Genomic DNA, 14980 nt, shown 5'->3' on the forward strand with positions numbered 1-14980 from the left:
CGCCGTTCGGACGCACGAAAGGCTCGCGTTCGCCGACCGGGCCCGCGGCATGGTGATCACGGTCGATGCCGGGCCGCCGGCGCGTTGCGAAAGCCACTTTCGCAACGTTGAAGGTTGCGAAAGTGGCTTTCGCAACCTTCTCTCGCGGCTAGCGCTGGGCTTCGTCGTCTTCGGCGGGCGGCTTGATGCCGAGCAGCGCGCGCGTCTGGTCCTGGAGGAACCACGCCAGCGTCGCGCAGGCGATCAGCAGGACGAGCGGCAGGACCGGGCCGCCGTTGGGGAGGATGAACAGCTCCGTGACGCTCGCGCCGACCATGACCCCGGCCAGCAGGAGCGCCGACGGCCCGCCGAGGCGGGGGACGAGCAGCCCGATCGCGCCGCCGACCTCGAGTACGCCGGTGACGTACCGGAGCCATTGCCCGAGCCCGATCTCGGCGAAGGTCTGTTCGGTGTGGCCGCCCGCGAACAGCAGGTAACCGCTGTAGAGGAACTCGGCCGCGAGCGCGACGCGCACGATCCACAGCACGATCGAGCCGGCGAGCCGGCCGCGGGTACCGCTGGTTCCTTCGGGCATGCCGGGCATCTTTCTCCTGGTGAGCGAGGCTGGCAAGGGGCTGACGAGGAGCCGGGACGTGTCGCGAAAGCCACTTTCAGGACGTCTGATGTCCCGAAAGTGGCTTTCGCGACACGGCTGCCGGCATCGCGAGCCGCATTCAGAGGACTAAACGCGGGTCAGGCGGGGATCTGCCACGACTGGCCGGCCGCGCCGTCGCAGGTCCGGATCACCAGCCGCGTGCCCTCACCGGTGCCACCGCCCTCGACGTCGAGGCATTTGCCGGACTGCGGGTTGACCAGCGTCGAACCCTGCCGCCGCCAGGTCTGCGCCCCGGTCGTGTTGCAGTCCCACAGCTGCACGCGCGTCCCGTCCGCCGTCCCGCTGCCGGCGACGTCCAGGCATTTCCCGAGCGAGCGCAGGGTCCCGTTCTGCACGGCCCACGTCTGCGCGGGGGTGCCGTTGCAGTTCCACAGCCGGACCGCCGTGCCGTTCGCGGTCTGCGAATGGTCGACGTCGACACATTTCCCGGTCACCCCGGTGATCCGCCCGGCGGGATACGGGGTGCCGCCGCGGATCAGGTACTCGCTGTCGGCCACGTTCCAATGCGTCGCGAGATAGCTTCCGGGCGCGGGGTTGGTGTGGAAGTAGTCGTCCCCGAGGCAGTCGATCTGGTTCTCGGGCGCGCCGGGGCACACCTTCTTCAGCCCGCCCGGCGGGAGGCCGCCGTCGTCGTAACACATGATGTCTTCGTCGTCCCAGCAATGGCCGTACGGTGTCGCGTTCGGCGCGCTGCCCTGGACGGCGCCGAGGTTGTGCAGGAGTTCGTGCCCGGTGGCCTGCCAGCTCCAGCAGCCCGTGCCGACGGTGGCGTAGTGCGGCCCGCCGTTGTACGGGTTGCTCGCGCCGGGGCTGTCGTTGCCGCCGTTGCCGAACGCGAGCCCGCAGCCGCCGGCGTCGTACCAGACGATGTACTTGCGGTCGGCGCGGTTGTAGCCCTGTGCCTTGATGGCGTTGGTGATGGTGTCCACATTCGCCATCGCGGACTGGGCGATGACCACGTTCGCGATCGTGGCCCGGCAGCTCGCGTCGTGGACGTACCGGACGTGCCGGACGCCGCCGCCGAGCCGGGTCGCGGCTTCGACGAAGAGGTCGTCGATCTGGCTCGTGAAGGTCTGGAACTGACCGGCGAACTGGCCGTACCGGTCCGCTTGCGTGTTCCCGCGGACATAGAGCGCTTGAACGCGTTTTCCGCTGACACCGTCACCGTCGCAGACCGCCGAGGCTTCGGCCGCGGCGGCAACGGGGGCGGGCACGGAAAGGACGCCGAGCGCCAACGCGGCGCCCGCCACGAGTCTGAGGAATCTTCCGGTCATGCCGAACCGCCTTTTCATCGCAGGGATGAGGCATCCGGATGCTTCAGAGAGGTCTAGACCGGCTGGAATAATAAGCGGCGGAAGGTGGGCATGTCACTGACAGAACAGGACACACGTCACTTCTGCTCGCCGAGGAGTATCTGTTCGAGCAACAGGTCCACGTCACGGGCGGACTCGGCCTCACCTATCCGATGGAACGTTTCGGCGGCACGGAGCGCGCGGCGGGCGGCTTCCCGCACCCGGCCCGCGGCGCTGAGCACGTGGGCGGCGACGTGATCGAGCTGGGCGACGAGATGTTCCCGGACGGGCGCGGTTTCGGTTTCCACGGCGTGCACGGCGGTTTCCGCGGCGTCGAGCGCGGTCAGCGCCGCGTCGAGGTCGCCGGACCGCAGCCGGGACAGCGTCGCGGCGTTGCGGCAGGTGGCGGCCACGTAGCCGCCGCCGATCGCCGAGGCCGCGTCGGCGGCCCGCGCGTAGAAGTCGGCGGCGTTCGCGCCGTAGCCCAGCAGGTCGAGTTGCTCGGCGGCGGCCATGCTCACCGAGATGAAGGAATGCCCGGTGTCGCCCGAATCCTGGAGTATTTCGGCGAGGACGGCGTATTCGTCGAAGGCGCGTGAGGATTCGCCGAGCGCGCGGTAGCTGTCGGCGTACATCCACCGGCAGCGGTGCGCCCAGTCCGGTGACGCGGTGAGCAGGGCGATGGTGCGGGGCGCGACGTCGAGCACGTCGTCGTACCGGCCGGCGCCGTGCAGCGCGGTGACGAGGACGTACCAATGTTCCGCGGTGTCCTTGCCTTTCGACGCGGCGACACCGAGGGCCGCGTAGGCGTCGTCGACGGCTTCGGCGAACCGGCCGGTGCCGATCAGCGACAGCGCACGGAGATGACGCAGATGTCCGCGCAACCGTTCCGGACCGCCAACGGGCAGCGTCGACAGCAGGTGCTCGACGAAGAGGTCCAGCTCGTCGAGCGATCCCGTGCGCTCGTAGGCGATCCGGACCTGTTCGACGGCTTCGACGGCCTTCTCGCCGACGTTTCCGACGATGAAGGCGTCCGTCGCCGCCCGTGCGAGTTCCAGCGCGGTCACCGGATCCTCGCCGTCGCCGTTCCGCAGCGACGCATCCAGGCAGAGAAGTGTGCCGTGGAGCAAGGGATCGCCCGCTTCGCGAGCCCGCCCGGCACCCCGTCGCAAGGCCTCGTACGCCTCGGGATTACGGCCCTGCCCGGAAAGCACGTGCGCCAGCCAATATTCGCCCCAGCAGGCGGCGCGATCGTCCGTTCCGGCGCGCAACCGGGCCGCGGCCACCGTGGTCAGCGCGACCCCGGTCTCGGCCTGATCGTCGAAAACGAGCCAGAGCCCGAGCCAGCATTGGTTGAGCAGGAACCGGATTTCGTCGTTCTGGCGCCGGAATCCGGCGGCGGCGTGGCGCAGCCGTTCCTCGGTGTCGTCGCCCTGGAAGAAGATCGCGCGCAGTTCGGTCAGTCGCGGGGCGATTTCGTCCGGGACGGTTTCGATCGCCGCGAGACAGGCTCGGGCCTCCTCCGGTTCGCACCGGTGATTGTGGATCTCCGCGCGGATGACCAGTTCCTCGGCGGACAACCCCGGCGGGGGCGCGATCGGAGCCCGGGGGAGCGCGGAAGGCAGGAGTGGCAGGAATTCCGCGACCGGGTTCGCGGCCATTTTCCGTTCGGCGTACGCGGTGAAGTAACCGCTGTCCTCGTGTTCGTCGAGTTCTTCGGCTTCGACGAGCGCCGCCGCCCGCATCCGCCGGTGGAGCCTGGCCAGGGGGACGCCGTCGTACGGGCCGTCGAGAATGAACGGGATCGCGCCGTATCCGGTTTCCGTCAACCGGCGGGTGAGCAGCGCGGCCGAGGCGAAGAACTCCAGTCTGTCCACGGCGTCCCCATGGTCGCCCACACCGTCCAAAAGCGACAGAAGCTCGACGCCGGTGTGCTCGTTGCCGGTGAGGGCGCAGAACTCCAGGCGCAGCGCGTGATCGCCGTAGCGGAACGGATCTCCGGCCGACGCCCTGCTCACCCATCGGTAGGCCGACGCGGCCTCGGCGTATTTGCCGGCGGCCGCCAGCGGCACCAAGGTCTGGCAGAGCCGGGTGATCTCGGCCCCGCCGGAGCCGTCCGCGCGGCGCGGTTCCACTTCCATGGTCCTGCCCCCAGAACAATGACGTCGACGCCGGATCTTAACTCCCGGCGCCGCGTCATGGTCCCGCTTTCGGGTGGTTCAGGGGACGCGTACGGCGGCGATTTGCGTCGCTTGGCCGATCAACCGGTTCTTCTCGTCCCAGAGTTCGGCGACCTCGTCCATCCGGTCGCCGCCGATCTCGCCCGCGCGCATCCGCACCCGCACCGGGCCCGGCGCCGGGATGCCGCGCAGGTACGCGGTGAACTGGACGGTCGGCGCCCAGCCCGCGATGCCGAGGTCGTAGGAGATCGGCGGCACCGGGTCGAGTGCCACGAGCAGGCTCACCGGATCCCAGTCGGTGCCATCGGCGAGCCGCAGCCAGGACGAGATGACGCCCTTCCGTGACGGCTGGCCCACCGCGAACCCCGCCGAGGCCGGGTCGATCCGCTGCTGGACGACGTCCATCAGGCCGATCCGGAACCCGCCCCCGCCGTCGGCCGGTACGGGCAGGCAGTCCTGCTCCGGCGGGATCTCGACCGGGTCCACTCCGGACCACCACGCGTCACCGTCGGCCAGGACGCCCTGCGTGATCAGGGCCTCGGTGCAGGGCTTGCCGTGCTGGCTCAGCCGCGCGCGCAACTGGGTGAGGCCGCGGCCTTCGCGCAGCACCTCGACCTCGACGACCGCCGGGCCGGGCTCCGGGGCAACGGAGAACGAGCCGCTGATCGCGGTCAGATGCGGATGCGAGGAGACCTCGGCGGCCGCCCTGGCGAGCACGGCGAGCAGATAGCCGCCGTGCAGCTTGGTCCCGATCGTCCACTGTGGATCGAGTGCGGTGTCGAACACCGGGCCGTCGCCCCGGCGGACGAGCGCGGTCGCGTTCTGGAAAGGCGCCATGACTCAAGCTGACATCGTCAAGTTGACGGTGTCAAGTCAATGCTGGCAGCATCACCGCATGGGCGCGAAGCGGACGAAGGCGCGGCCGGGTGAAGGGGAGAAGCTGCGGGGCGAGATCCTGTGCGCCGCCGACGCCCTGCTCGGCGAGGCGGGGACCGATGAGGCGCTGACGCTGCGTGCCGTCGCGCGACGGACCGGCGTCTCCACTCCGTCGGTCTACGCGCATTTCCCGAGCCGCGACGCCTTGCTGGAGGCGGTCTGCCTGCGGGTGTGGGACGAACTCGCGCGCCGGATGCGCGAACACGCCGTCGAGGTCGCCGATCCGATGCGCGCGCTCAGCCGGTGCGCGCGGGTGTACGCCCGGTTCGCCCTCGACCATCCGGTGCAGTACCGGGTGCTCCTGATGCGTCCCTCCGGCGGTTCGTCCCCCGGCGCGGTCGCCTGTTTCCGGTATCTCGCCGACGCGACGGCCACCTGTGTGCGGGCCGGGATCCTGCACGGTGAGCCGGAAATCCTCGCGATGGGGCTCTGGTCGGCGATGCACGGCTGCGTGAGCCTGCTGATCGCCCAGCCGGGCTTCGGCTGGCCGGAGGAACCGGAGGCGCTGATCGACACCGTCATCCGGATGGCCGGTCTCGGCACGGCGCTCGCCTCCCGCGTGCCCCGGGACGCCATTCCGCCGAGTGCCGTACTGGCGGAAGACCTCGACGGACTGGCGGCGGGCTGGGCGGTGCGGGCGGGGCGGACTGGATAGGCTCTGCGCATGTCCGAGACCCCGACCGCCGCCGACCGGCTCCAGGTGCTCGAGGCCATCACCGACACGTCCTTGGGGAAACTCGGACAGGACAAGGTGATGGCCACGCTCCTCGCGCGCGTCCGTGAAGTCCTCGGGGTCGACACGGCCACGGTGCTCCGGCTCGACCCGACGGCGCAGCAACTGCAGGCCATCGCCGCCTCCGGGATCGAGGAGGAGGTCTACCAGGACGTCCGGATCCCCGTCGGTGCCGGCTTCGCGGGGCGAGTCGCCGAGCAACGGCGGCCGGTGATCATCGACCACGTCGACCAGACCACGGTGGTGAACGCGCTCCTGTGGGAGCGAGGGCTGCGCACCCTGCTCGGGGTGCCGATGGTGGCCGAGGACGAACTGGTCGGTGTGCTCCACGTCGGGTCCGTGACGCCGCGGGAGTTCTCCGAGACCGACGTCGAACTGCTGCGGCTGGTGGCCGCGCGGCTCGCGCTGGAGGTGCAGATCGACATCGCCGCCAGCGATCGCGCGGCCGCCGCGGCGCTGCAGCGGAGCCTGGTGCCCGCCCGGCTGCCCGCCGTCTCCGGGATGACGTTCGCCGCCCGGTACGTGCCGGGGACCGAGCCCGGTGTCGGCGGTGACTGGTACGACCTGTTCCCGTTGCCGGACGGCCGTCTCGGCATCGTGATGGGCGACGTCGCCGGGCACGGCCTCAACGCCGCGGTGATCATGGGACGGCTGCGCAGCGCCCTGCGCGCCTACGCGCTCGAATCGGACGACTCGGCGGAGGTGCTGTCCAAACTGGACCGGAAGGTCCAGCATTTCGAGCCGGGGGCGCTGGCCACCGTCGTGTACGGGTCGGTGTCGGCTTCGCGGGACAGCATCGCGATCTCGCTGGCCGGGCATCTGCCGCCGGTGCTCGCGGCGCCCGGTGAGCCCTCGGTGTTCGTCGAAGCCCCGGTCGACCCGCCCATCGGGGTCTCCGGGCCGGAGCGCCGAAGAGCCGAGATCGACCTGCCGCCCGGCGCCGTGCTCGCCTTCTACACCGACGGTCTCGTGGAGCGCCGGGACCAGCTGATCGACGTCGGCCTGCAACGGCTCGCCGACGTGGTCACCGCCGATCCGCCTTCGATGGTCTGCGCCCGGGTGATGGCCGCGCTCGTCGGCAACACGCCTGCGCAGGACGACATCGCCCTCCTCGTGGTCCGATGCGACCGGAACTGAGTCACCGGACCGGGTGATTGGCGCGGCGGTTCACGGCCGCGAGCTCGACGGTCCTGGCGATCCGCCGCTCGCGGGTTTCCGGCTTCTTCGCCGTCAGGATCCATTCCAGGATCAGCCTTTTCGACGACGGCGGGAACTTCTCGAAATGGGTCCGGGCGGCCTCGTCGGCGTCGAGCCGGGCCCGCAGGTCCTCGGGGACGCCCTCGCCGTCCGGCACGACCTGCCAGCGGCCCTTCTCCTTGGCGAGGTCGATCATCGCCTGCCCGCGTTCGGTCATCAGACCCTCGGCGATCAGGCGCGCGGCCCGCTCGCGGTTGACGCGGCTCCACGAACTCCGGGGGCTGCGCGGTGTGAACCGCAGCCGGGAACTCGTGGCGTCGTGCTTGCGGTGCAGCCCGTCGATCCAGCCGAAGCACAGGGCCTGCTCCATCGCCTCTTCGATCCGGATGCTGGGGACGCCGCTGCCCTTGTGCCGGATGATCAGCCAGACCTCCGTCGCGGTCCCGGCGTGCTCGGCGAGCCAAGCGCGCCACTCGGCGGGTGAGGCGGCGCTGAAGGTGGTCTCGTCCATGGCAGGGTTCCTTTCGTCGTAGGAGTCTGTGACCATCATCGGAACCAAAGTGCTCACCGAGTGAGCGCTTTTCGAAAGGAGGTGGCCCGGATGGAGATCTGGGTGAACCCGGCATGCTCCAAATGCCGGTCCGCGGTGTCGATGCTGGACGAGGCGGGAGCCGAGTACACCGTGCGGAAGTACCTCGAAGAGCCGCCGACGGCGAAGGAACTGAAGGCCGTCCTTGAGCGGCTCGGGCTCGAACCGTGGGACATCACCCGTACCGCCGAGCCGATCGCGAAGGAACTCGAGCTGAAGACGTGGGGGCGCACGCCCGCCGACCGCGATCGGTGGGTCGAGGCGCTGGTCACCCATCCGAAGCTGATCCAGCGCCCGATCATCACCGCCGACGACGGCACGACCGTCGTCGCCCGGACGCCGGAGGCCGTTCGGTCGGTGCTGCCCGGGGGATGAGCAACACCAGCGTCAGGATCAGCGCCGCCGCGCCCGCGAACACCGGCCGCAGCCCGAAGATCTCCGCGAGCAGCCCGGCCGCCGCGGCCCCCAGCGGTTTGGTGCCCCACGCGACCAGCCGGTGGCCGCTGGTGGCCCGCCCCAGCAGGTGATCCGGGATGATCCGCTGCCGCAGCGAAACGACGACGACGTTCCACACCATGACCCCGGCCCCGCCGAGGAAGAAGACCGCGCCGATGACATACGGATTCGTGGTCGCCGCCGGGATTCCGGCGAACGCGGCGCCGGTGAGCAGGGTGAGCGCCAGCGTGCGGGAGCGGCCGAGCGCGAGTTCGACGCGCTCGGCCGCGAACGACCCCGCGAAACCGCCGAGGGCGATGGTGGCCAGCAGGAATCCGTAGGCCTGCCCGGACAGTCCCATCGCCGACGCCGGGCCGACCGCGTAGAGCACGAAGAGCGTGATCACGGCGCTCGTGGCGAGGTTGAACCCGCCGACCATGATCGCCAGGATCCGGAGAAGCCGGTTCTCCCAAAGGAAACGCAGGCCCTCGACCAGATCTTCGCGCACGCTCGTGTCCCGCGCCCGTCCGGCGCGGAACGCACCGGGGACGAAGAAGAGCGCGGCCACCGCGACGATCCAGAGCGCCGAGGACACCGAGAACGCCGCGAAAGCTCCCGCGGCGACGAGGAATCCGCCCAGTGGTGGGCCGGCGAATTCGTTGGCGGTGAGTTCGGCGGCATAGAGACGGCTGTTGGCCCGCGTCAGCCGGTCGCGGCCGGCGATCTGCGGGAGGATCGCCTGCGCGGCCGTGTCGTGGACCGTTTCGGCGACCCCGATCCCCAGCGCGACCACGTAAAGCAGCCAGATCGACCCGAATCCCAGCGCGATCGCCATCGCGAGCGCGGCGAGCAGGCTCGCGCGGACCACGTTGGCGGCGAGCATCGCGCGGCGCCGGTCGACGCGGTCCGCGAGCACCCCGGCGTGCAGGGCGAACAGCAGCCACGGCAAGGAAGACACGAACGCCAGTCCCGCGATGAGCGCCGGTGACCGGGTGAACTGGACGGCCACCAGGCCGAGCGCGATCTTGACGATCCCGTCGGCCAGGTTCGACAGCCCCGACGAACTCCACAGCCGCCAGTAGGCGGTCCCGAGCGAGGTCACCGATCGAGGATCGCACATCGATTGAGAAAACTCCATCGATGTTTCTCTTCTCCATCGGTCGGCTACGCTGCGGTCATGGACGATCAGGTCGCCGCGAGGGTCGCGGACCGGCGGCGGGAGGCGACGGCGCGCGAGGCCAAGGCGCTCGGGCATCCCTTGCGGCTGCGCATTCTCCGGCTCTGCGGCGAGCGGGAACTGACCAACAAGGAACTCGCCGTCCGGCTGGACAAGGACCCCGGCACCGTGCTCTACCACGTGCGGCAGCTCACCGAGGCCGGTCTGCTCGAACAGGCCCCGGTGCGCACCGGCGCGAGCGGTGCGCTGGAGAAGCCCTATCGCAGCGCCGGCAAGTCCTGGTGGCTGGACGGGCCGCTGAACGGCGAGGACGAAGACACCCGATTCGGGCCCATCGAGGCCTTCCAGGACGAACTCCGCGAGGCCGGGCCGGGTTCGGTGCGGGTGGTCGAGCGGTTCGCGCTGCACCTTTCGCCGGAAGAGGCGACCGAACTCGACAACCGCATCCTCGACATCCTCGACGAGTACGTGGCGACCGATCAGCAGCGGCTCGACAAGCCGCTGCTGAACGGGATCTTCCTGCTGCACCGCATGGCCGAGTGAGCCTCAGGTCAGCTTGCGGAAGAAAGCCCGGATGTCGCCCAGCAGCAGATCCGGCGCGTCCTGCGTCGCCCAGTGGCTGCCGCGGTCGAATTCCTGCCACGCCACGATGTTCGCGTGGTCCCGTTCGGCGAAGCGCCGCAGTGGACGGAAGTCGTAGGCGAAACTCGCCAGCCCGGTCGGCGCGGTCGTCGGCTCGGACGGGTGCTCGGTGTGCTTGTCCTCGTAGTAGAACCGCGCCGCCGAAGCCGCGGTGTTGGTGAGCCAGTACAGCGTGGCGTTGGTGAGCACGTGGTCGTCGCTCGTCGCCGACAGCAATTGCGCACTCCAGGCCAGCTGCCCGGTCGGCGAGTCGGCCAGCGCGTGCGCGAGGTTCTGCGGCGCGCTCTCCTGAAGCTTCGCGTAGCCGGACATGTCGTCGTTGAAGGACTGGAGGAACTGCATGTACTCCAGTTCCTTCTCGGTCATGCCTTCGAATTCCGCCGGGTCGCCGCTGGGGAACGAGAACAGCTGCGTGACGTGCACGCCGATCACGTGCTCCGCGTCGGCGCGGCCGACCTCGGGGGCGACGAACGAACCCGCGTCGTTCCCGTGCGTGCCGTAGCGCTCGTAGCCCAGGCGGCGCATCAGCTCGGCCCAGGCCCGCGCCGTGCGGTACCGGTTCCAGCCCTTTTCCCGCGTCGGGCCGGAGAAGCCGAACCCGGGCAGCGACGGGATGACCACGTGGAACGCGTCGGCCGGGTCGCCCCCGTTCGACCGCGGGTCCGTCAGCTGGTCGATCAGGTCGAGGTATTCGAAGACCGAGTTCGGCCAGCCGTGGGTGAGGATCAGCGGCGTCGCGTCCGGTTCCGGCGAACGGACGTGCAGGAAGTGGATGTTCTGCCCGTCGATCTCCGTGGTGAACTGCGGGTACTCGTTGAGCTTCGCCTCCCACTTGCGCCAGTCGTAGCCCTCGCGCCAGTACGAGACCAGGCGCCGCACGTACTCCAGCGGCACGCCGTACTCCCAGCCCGGCGTGACCGGCCCGCGCTGCACCCCGTCGGTCACCTGGTCGGCGGGCAGCTCGTTCGCCCAGCGGACGCGGGCCAGGCGGTCGGCGAGGTCGTCCAGCTCGGCCTGCGGGACCTCGACGCGGAAGGGCTTGATCTCCGTGTTTTCGTTCATGAGACCAAGGTAGAGTGCCATTAGGAACACTCCGTTCCTAATGGAGGGGCAGCCTGAAGAAATGTTGGAAACTTCGGCACGATTACTCCGTTTGCTCTCCCTCCTGCAGACTCCCCGCGACTGGACCGGCACCGAGCTGGCGGAACGCCTGGAGGTCAGCGCCCGCACGATCCGCAACGACGTCGAGCGGCTGCGCGCGCTCGGCTATCCGGTGAACGCCACCCGTGGTTCGGTCGGCGGCTACCGCCTCGGCGCGGGCGCCGATCTGCCGCCGCTGCTGCTGGACGACGAGGAGGCGGTCGCCGTGGCGATCGGCCTGCGGACCGCGGCCGGCGGCACCATCGCGGGCGTGGAGGAGACTTCGTTGCGCGCGCTCGCCAAGCTGGAGCGGGTGCTCCCGTCCCGGTTGCGCCGCCGGGTGAACGCCCTGCAGGCGTACACGGTCCCGGTGCCGAGGGACGAACCCGGCCCGCGTGTCGCCGCCGAGACGCTCACGGTGCTGACGGCGTGCTGCCGGGATCGTGAGGTGCTGCGGTTCGGCTACCTGACCCACGACGGTTCGGAAAGCGTCCGCAAGGTCGAGCCGTACCGCCTGGTGAACTGGGGACGCCGCTGGTACCTCGTCGCCTGGGACCTCGACCGCGGCGACTGGCGCACGTTCCGCGTCGACAGGCTGACGCCGCGCGTCCCGACCGGCCCGCGGTTCGCCGAGCGCGAGCTGCCCGAAGACGTCACGGACCGGGTGCGGCGCGGGGTGTCGTCCGCCGCTTGGCGCTACCGGGCCGACGTCACCGTGCACGCGTCCGCCGAAGAGGTGACCGCGCGGATCAACCCGGCCGTCGGGACGGTGGAGGCCGTCGACGCGGACACCTGCGTTCTGCACACCGGCGCGGACAGCATCGAGACGATGGCCGTCCACTTAGGACTCCTCAACCTCCCTTTCCGCGTCACCGAACCCCCGGAGTTAGTCGACTACTTGCGCGAGTTGGCCGGCCGGTATCGCGACGCGACCCGCACTTAGTCGGCTAAATGCGGGGGAGGGCGGCGGGGGCGTCGCGAAAGCCACTTTCGGGACGTCCAGGGTCGCGAAAGTGGCTTTCGCGACACGCCGTCGGGGTGAGAGGGAGGCGCGCGGCCGGGCCGGGCCTTCGGCGCGACCCGCGTTTAGTCGGCTAAGTGCGGGCGAAAGTGGTCAGGAAGCGGTCCCGGAACGTGTCCATTCGCCACACCGGCGCGTTCCGGTCCGGGTTCAGGCCGTCCTGCCAGTTCCAGCCGGCGATCTTGTCGAGCACCGCCTTGTCCCGCGTGACCACGGTGATCGGGACGTCGTGATCCGCGCCCGCCCCGGCGACGATCGGGTTCGGCTGGTGATCGCCGAGGAACACCAGCACGAGATCGTCGTCCCCGTACGTCTCCACGTACGAGATCAGCGAGTTCAGCGAATAAGCGATCGAGTCGCCGTACGCGCCGCGCACCTTGGCCGGGTCGGTGAACACCTCTTCGGGCGTTTTCCCTTGTGAAGGCATGGGATCGTAGATCGACCCGTCGCCGACGTCCTTCCAGTCGACCAGGCGGGGCAGCGGCGTCCACGGCCAGTGACTGGTGACGAGGTCGATCTCCGCCATGAGCGGCGGGCGATCCCCAGCGCGTTCGGCGCGCTGGAAAGCCGAAAGCGTGAACTGGTCCGGCATCGTGGCGTAGGAGAACGGCGGTCCGTGATACCCGATGGTGCGGGAGTCGTAGTAGCGGTCGTAGCCGTAGACCTTGCCCTCCGGCCAGTCCTCGGTATGCGCCGGAACGACGCCGACCGTCTCCCAGCCCGCGCGCTTGAACGCACTCCCGAGGGTGAACCGGTCGGTCTTCACGAAATCGTCGTACCGGTGCTGGCTGTCGACCCAGACGCCGGATTGGAACGTCGAGTGCGCCAGCCAGCTCCCCGCGCTCGTCGTCGGCGACGTCAGAAATGCGCTGCGCGAGCCGTATCCCGCGTTCTTCAGCCGCGCCGTCCCGGCGTCGAGCACCGCGTCGACCTTCGGCGCGATGTCCGAGTCCTGGACGGCCACGCGCCCGTAACTCTCGACGAAGGTGAACAGCACGTCCTTGCCGCGCAACGCGTTCAGCAGCCCGGACGCCGGGGCGTCACGGAAGGCGTCGACGGCGATCTCCTCGGCGAAGGCCTCCCTGTCCCGGATACCGGCTCGCACCTGCCGGAGGTCGTCGTAGGCGAAGGCGACCGCGCTGCGCGACGCGAACGGCTGGCCCGGAGCGAGTTGCGCACCGGAAACCGCGCACACCATCCAGAGCACGCTGAGCACGGCCGTCACCCGGGTCGACGCGGTGCGCCGTCCGGCCACCACCCGGCTCAGCCGCAGGACGGCCAGCGCCATCAGCACGATCACGACCACGGCCAGCAGCGTCAGCCCGGCGAACGACGCGAGCGCGCCCGCCCGGCCGATCGACGTGCCGAGCAGGTCGACCCCGTTACCGAGCACACCCCAGTCGAACACCGGGTTGAACCGCCGGTTCAGCGCGAGCCCGAAACCGATGTCGATGGCCTTGAGCACGGTCAGGAGCCCGAGGAACGCGCCGGCCGACACCGCGACGACGCGTCGCGCGCCGTCTCGCAGCATGAGCACGACCGCGACTCCGAGCAGCGCCTCCACCGGCAGCCGCACGAACGCCTCCGGCGTCAGCCCGTCGAGCTCGTCCGGCGCGAGCAGGGCGAACAGCACGAGCACCGCAGACGCGGTCGTCGCCGCGCTGGACGCGATCTCGCGGGCTGCCGTCCGGTCGCCGGGCAGGCCGGCCAGTGCGGGACGCGGGAAAACCGACAAGGCGGGTTCCTTCCGGGGTGGACTGCCTTCATCGGGTTACACGGACGACGGGCCCCGGCGGTTCAGCCCGATCGCCACGTGCGCAGCGCCCACCACCAGTTGACGGTGTGCCGCACATCCGGCGGGTCGAGCGACGTCCCGGTGATCTCGCCCAGCCGGGAAAGCCGGTACCGGACGGTGTTCGCGTGGACGTGCAGCGCGGCGGCCGTCTGGTCGAGCCGCCGTCCGTGGTCGAGGTAGGCCAGCGCGGTCGAGACGAGTTGTTCGTGGAACGGATCGCCTGGCGTCAGCGCGTTCAGCAGGGTGCCTTCGAGCAGCGAGGCGAGCCCCGGCTGGGCGGCGAGCGCGGTTTCCACGGCCAGGTCGGCCACCGCGTGCAGACCGCGGGACCGCGCGGCCGAGGGCAGGGCCATCACGCACAGGGCATATGTGCCGCGGACCTCGGCGAGCGGGACGGCGGGGGAGGTCACCATGAGCACGTCGTCCCCGAGCGCCGCCTGCGTAGGGAGCCGCGGCGCCAGCCCGGCCAGCCGCCCTTCGACCAGGCCGAAGACGCCACCCGTCGCGCCGAGCCGTCGCTCGACGACCCGGGCCTGATACGGGTCGCCGACGTCGGTGAGCAGGCAGTGGTAGCGCCCGCCCGGGTTCAGCCCGGCGTTCGCGACCTCCTCGGCCGATGGCGCCGTCGTGTCGCCGCCCAGCAACCGCCGCAGCACCCGGGCGCGGCTGTCGTGCGCCGTGCGGGAGAGTTCGAGTTCGGCGTCGTGATATCCGGCGATGACCTGGCGTTCGAGCGCGCGGGTGTTCCGGTCGAAGTCGACCAGCGCCGCCAGCATGACGTCGTCGGGCACCCCGGCCGCCTTGCCGCGTTCGACGGCGATCTCGACCGCGCGGCTGCGGCCCGCCTGCACCCCGCGCAGCAGCGCGGCGAGCGGCACCCCCTGAGCGGCCCGGTCCGCGCCCAGGTCGGCGGCCGCCGCGTAGTCCTGCTCTCCGGCTCCACCCGGCCGGTCGAACGAGGCGAGCCCGGCCGCGAGGACGATCGCGACGTGCCTCCGGTTCTCGCCCACCGGCAGCCGCGCGACCTCGGGCGATTCCGTGCGGGCGGCCCGGACCACTTCGTCGACGACCTCGGCGTCGGCCGCCATCTCGGCCAGCAGGTCGTGGAGCGACCGGTGCGCCATCGCCACCGCCTTCCCGCGCGGATTGTGCCCGGTGCACAACGAAGCCGGCGGTCGTTGGCGACCG

14 protein-coding genes are annotated in these 14980 nt (G+C 70.5%); 5 read left to right on the forward strand and 9 right to left on the reverse strand.

Going from position 1 to position 14980, the window contains the following annotated elements:
- Positions 1–148 precede the first annotated feature (148 nt).
- The 4 genes from ACZ1DY_RS07320 to ACZ1DY_RS07335 all read right to left on the reverse strand — a co-directional run bounded on the left by ACZ1DY_RS07320 (position 149) and on the right by ACZ1DY_RS07335 (position 4964).
- Complete coding sequence (locus ACZ1DY_RS07320) at positions 149–574, reverse strand: DoxX family protein (protein ID WP_465483940.1); 426 nt, start codon at positions 572–574, stop codon at positions 149–151.
- Positions 575–732: 158 nt separating this feature from the next.
- The gene (locus ACZ1DY_RS07325; protein WP_465483941.1) at positions 733–1929 is read right to left on the reverse strand and encodes an RICIN domain-containing protein; all 1197 of its coding nucleotides are present in this window, start codon (positions 1927–1929) and stop codon (positions 733–735) included.
- 116 nt (positions 1930–2045) lie between these two features.
- Entirely contained in the window at positions 2046–4088 is a 2043-nt protein-coding gene (locus ACZ1DY_RS07330; protein ID WP_257488872.1) for a hypothetical protein, read from the reverse strand.
- Between the two features lie 78 nt (positions 4089–4166).
- A complete protein-coding gene (locus ACZ1DY_RS07335; RefSeq protein ID WP_465483942.1) occupies positions 4167–4964 on the reverse strand; it encodes a thioesterase family protein in 798 nt (265 codons plus the stop codon).
- Positions 4965–5022: 58 nt separating this feature from the next.
- On the opposite strand from ACZ1DY_RS07335, the gene ACZ1DY_RS07340 reads away from it, so the two are divergent.
- Positions 5023–5718: a TetR/AcrR family transcriptional regulator gene (locus ACZ1DY_RS07340; RefSeq protein WP_257488870.1), complete on the forward strand. Its 696-nt coding sequence runs from the start codon at positions 5023–5025 to the stop codon at positions 5716–5718.
- 9 nt (positions 5719–5727) lie between these two features.
- Positions 5728–6933, forward strand: a complete 1206-nt coding sequence (locus ACZ1DY_RS07345) for a PP2C family protein-serine/threonine phosphatase (protein ID WP_465483943.1) — start codon at positions 5728–5730, stop codon at positions 6931–6933.
- A gap of 1 nt (position 6934) precedes the next feature.
- Here ACZ1DY_RS07345 and ACZ1DY_RS07350 read toward each other — a convergent pair whose 3' ends face one another.
- Positions 6935–7504: a YdeI/OmpD-associated family protein gene (locus ACZ1DY_RS07350; protein ID WP_257488868.1), complete on the reverse strand. Its 570-nt coding sequence runs from the start codon at positions 7502–7504 to the stop codon at positions 6935–6937.
- Positions 7505–7594: 90 nt separating this feature from the next.
- Between ACZ1DY_RS07350 and ACZ1DY_RS07355 the strand changes: the two genes are divergently transcribed.
- Positions 7595–7957 (forward strand): arsenate reductase family protein, encoded by a 363-nt coding sequence (locus ACZ1DY_RS07355; protein WP_257488867.1) that lies wholly within the window; start codon positions 7595–7597, stop codon positions 7955–7957.
- Here the strand turns inward: ACZ1DY_RS07355 and ACZ1DY_RS07360 are convergent.
- On the reverse strand, positions 7884–9119 hold the full coding sequence (locus ACZ1DY_RS07360) for an MFS transporter (protein WP_465483944.1): 1236 nt from the start codon (positions 9117–9119) through the stop codon (positions 7884–7886). The two genes, ACZ1DY_RS07355 and ACZ1DY_RS07360, sit on opposite strands and share 74 nt — an antisense overlap.
- A 75-nt stretch (positions 9120–9194) precedes the next feature.
- On the opposite strand from ACZ1DY_RS07360, the gene ACZ1DY_RS07365 reads away from it, so the two are divergent.
- Positions 9195–9737 (forward strand): ArsR/SmtB family transcription factor, encoded by a 543-nt coding sequence (locus ACZ1DY_RS07365; protein WP_257488865.1) that lies wholly within the window; start codon positions 9195–9197, stop codon positions 9735–9737.
- 3 nt (positions 9738–9740) lie between these two features.
- On the opposite strand, the gene ACZ1DY_RS07370 is transcribed toward ACZ1DY_RS07365, so the two are convergent.
- Entirely contained in the window at positions 9741–10898 is a 1158-nt protein-coding gene (locus tag ACZ1DY_RS07370) for an epoxide hydrolase family protein (RefSeq protein ID WP_465483945.1), read from the reverse strand.
- 61 nt (positions 10899–10959) lie between these two features.
- Here ACZ1DY_RS07370 and ACZ1DY_RS07375 point away from each other — a divergent pair, with 61 nt between their 5' ends.
- On the forward strand, positions 10960–11919 hold the full coding sequence (locus tag ACZ1DY_RS07375) for a helix-turn-helix transcriptional regulator (RefSeq protein WP_465483946.1): 960 nt from the start codon (positions 10960–10962) through the stop codon (positions 11917–11919).
- A 151-nt stretch (positions 11920–12070) separates the two neighbouring features.
- Here the strand turns inward: ACZ1DY_RS07375 and ACZ1DY_RS07380 are convergent, their stop codons facing one another.
- The gene (locus ACZ1DY_RS07380) at positions 12071–13732 is read right to left on the reverse strand and encodes a sulfatase-like hydrolase/transferase (protein ID WP_465483947.1); all 1662 of its coding nucleotides are present in this window, start codon (positions 13730–13732) and stop codon (positions 12071–12073) included.
- A gap of 62 nt (positions 13733–13794) precedes the next feature.
- The gene (locus ACZ1DY_RS07385; protein WP_465483948.1) at positions 13795–14916 is read right to left on the reverse strand and encodes a PucR family transcriptional regulator; all 1122 of its coding nucleotides are present in this window, start codon (positions 14914–14916) and stop codon (positions 13795–13797) included.
- Positions 14917–14980 lie beyond the last annotated feature (64 nt).

This window comes from Amycolatopsis sp. PSD-21 (assembly GCF_055561455.1).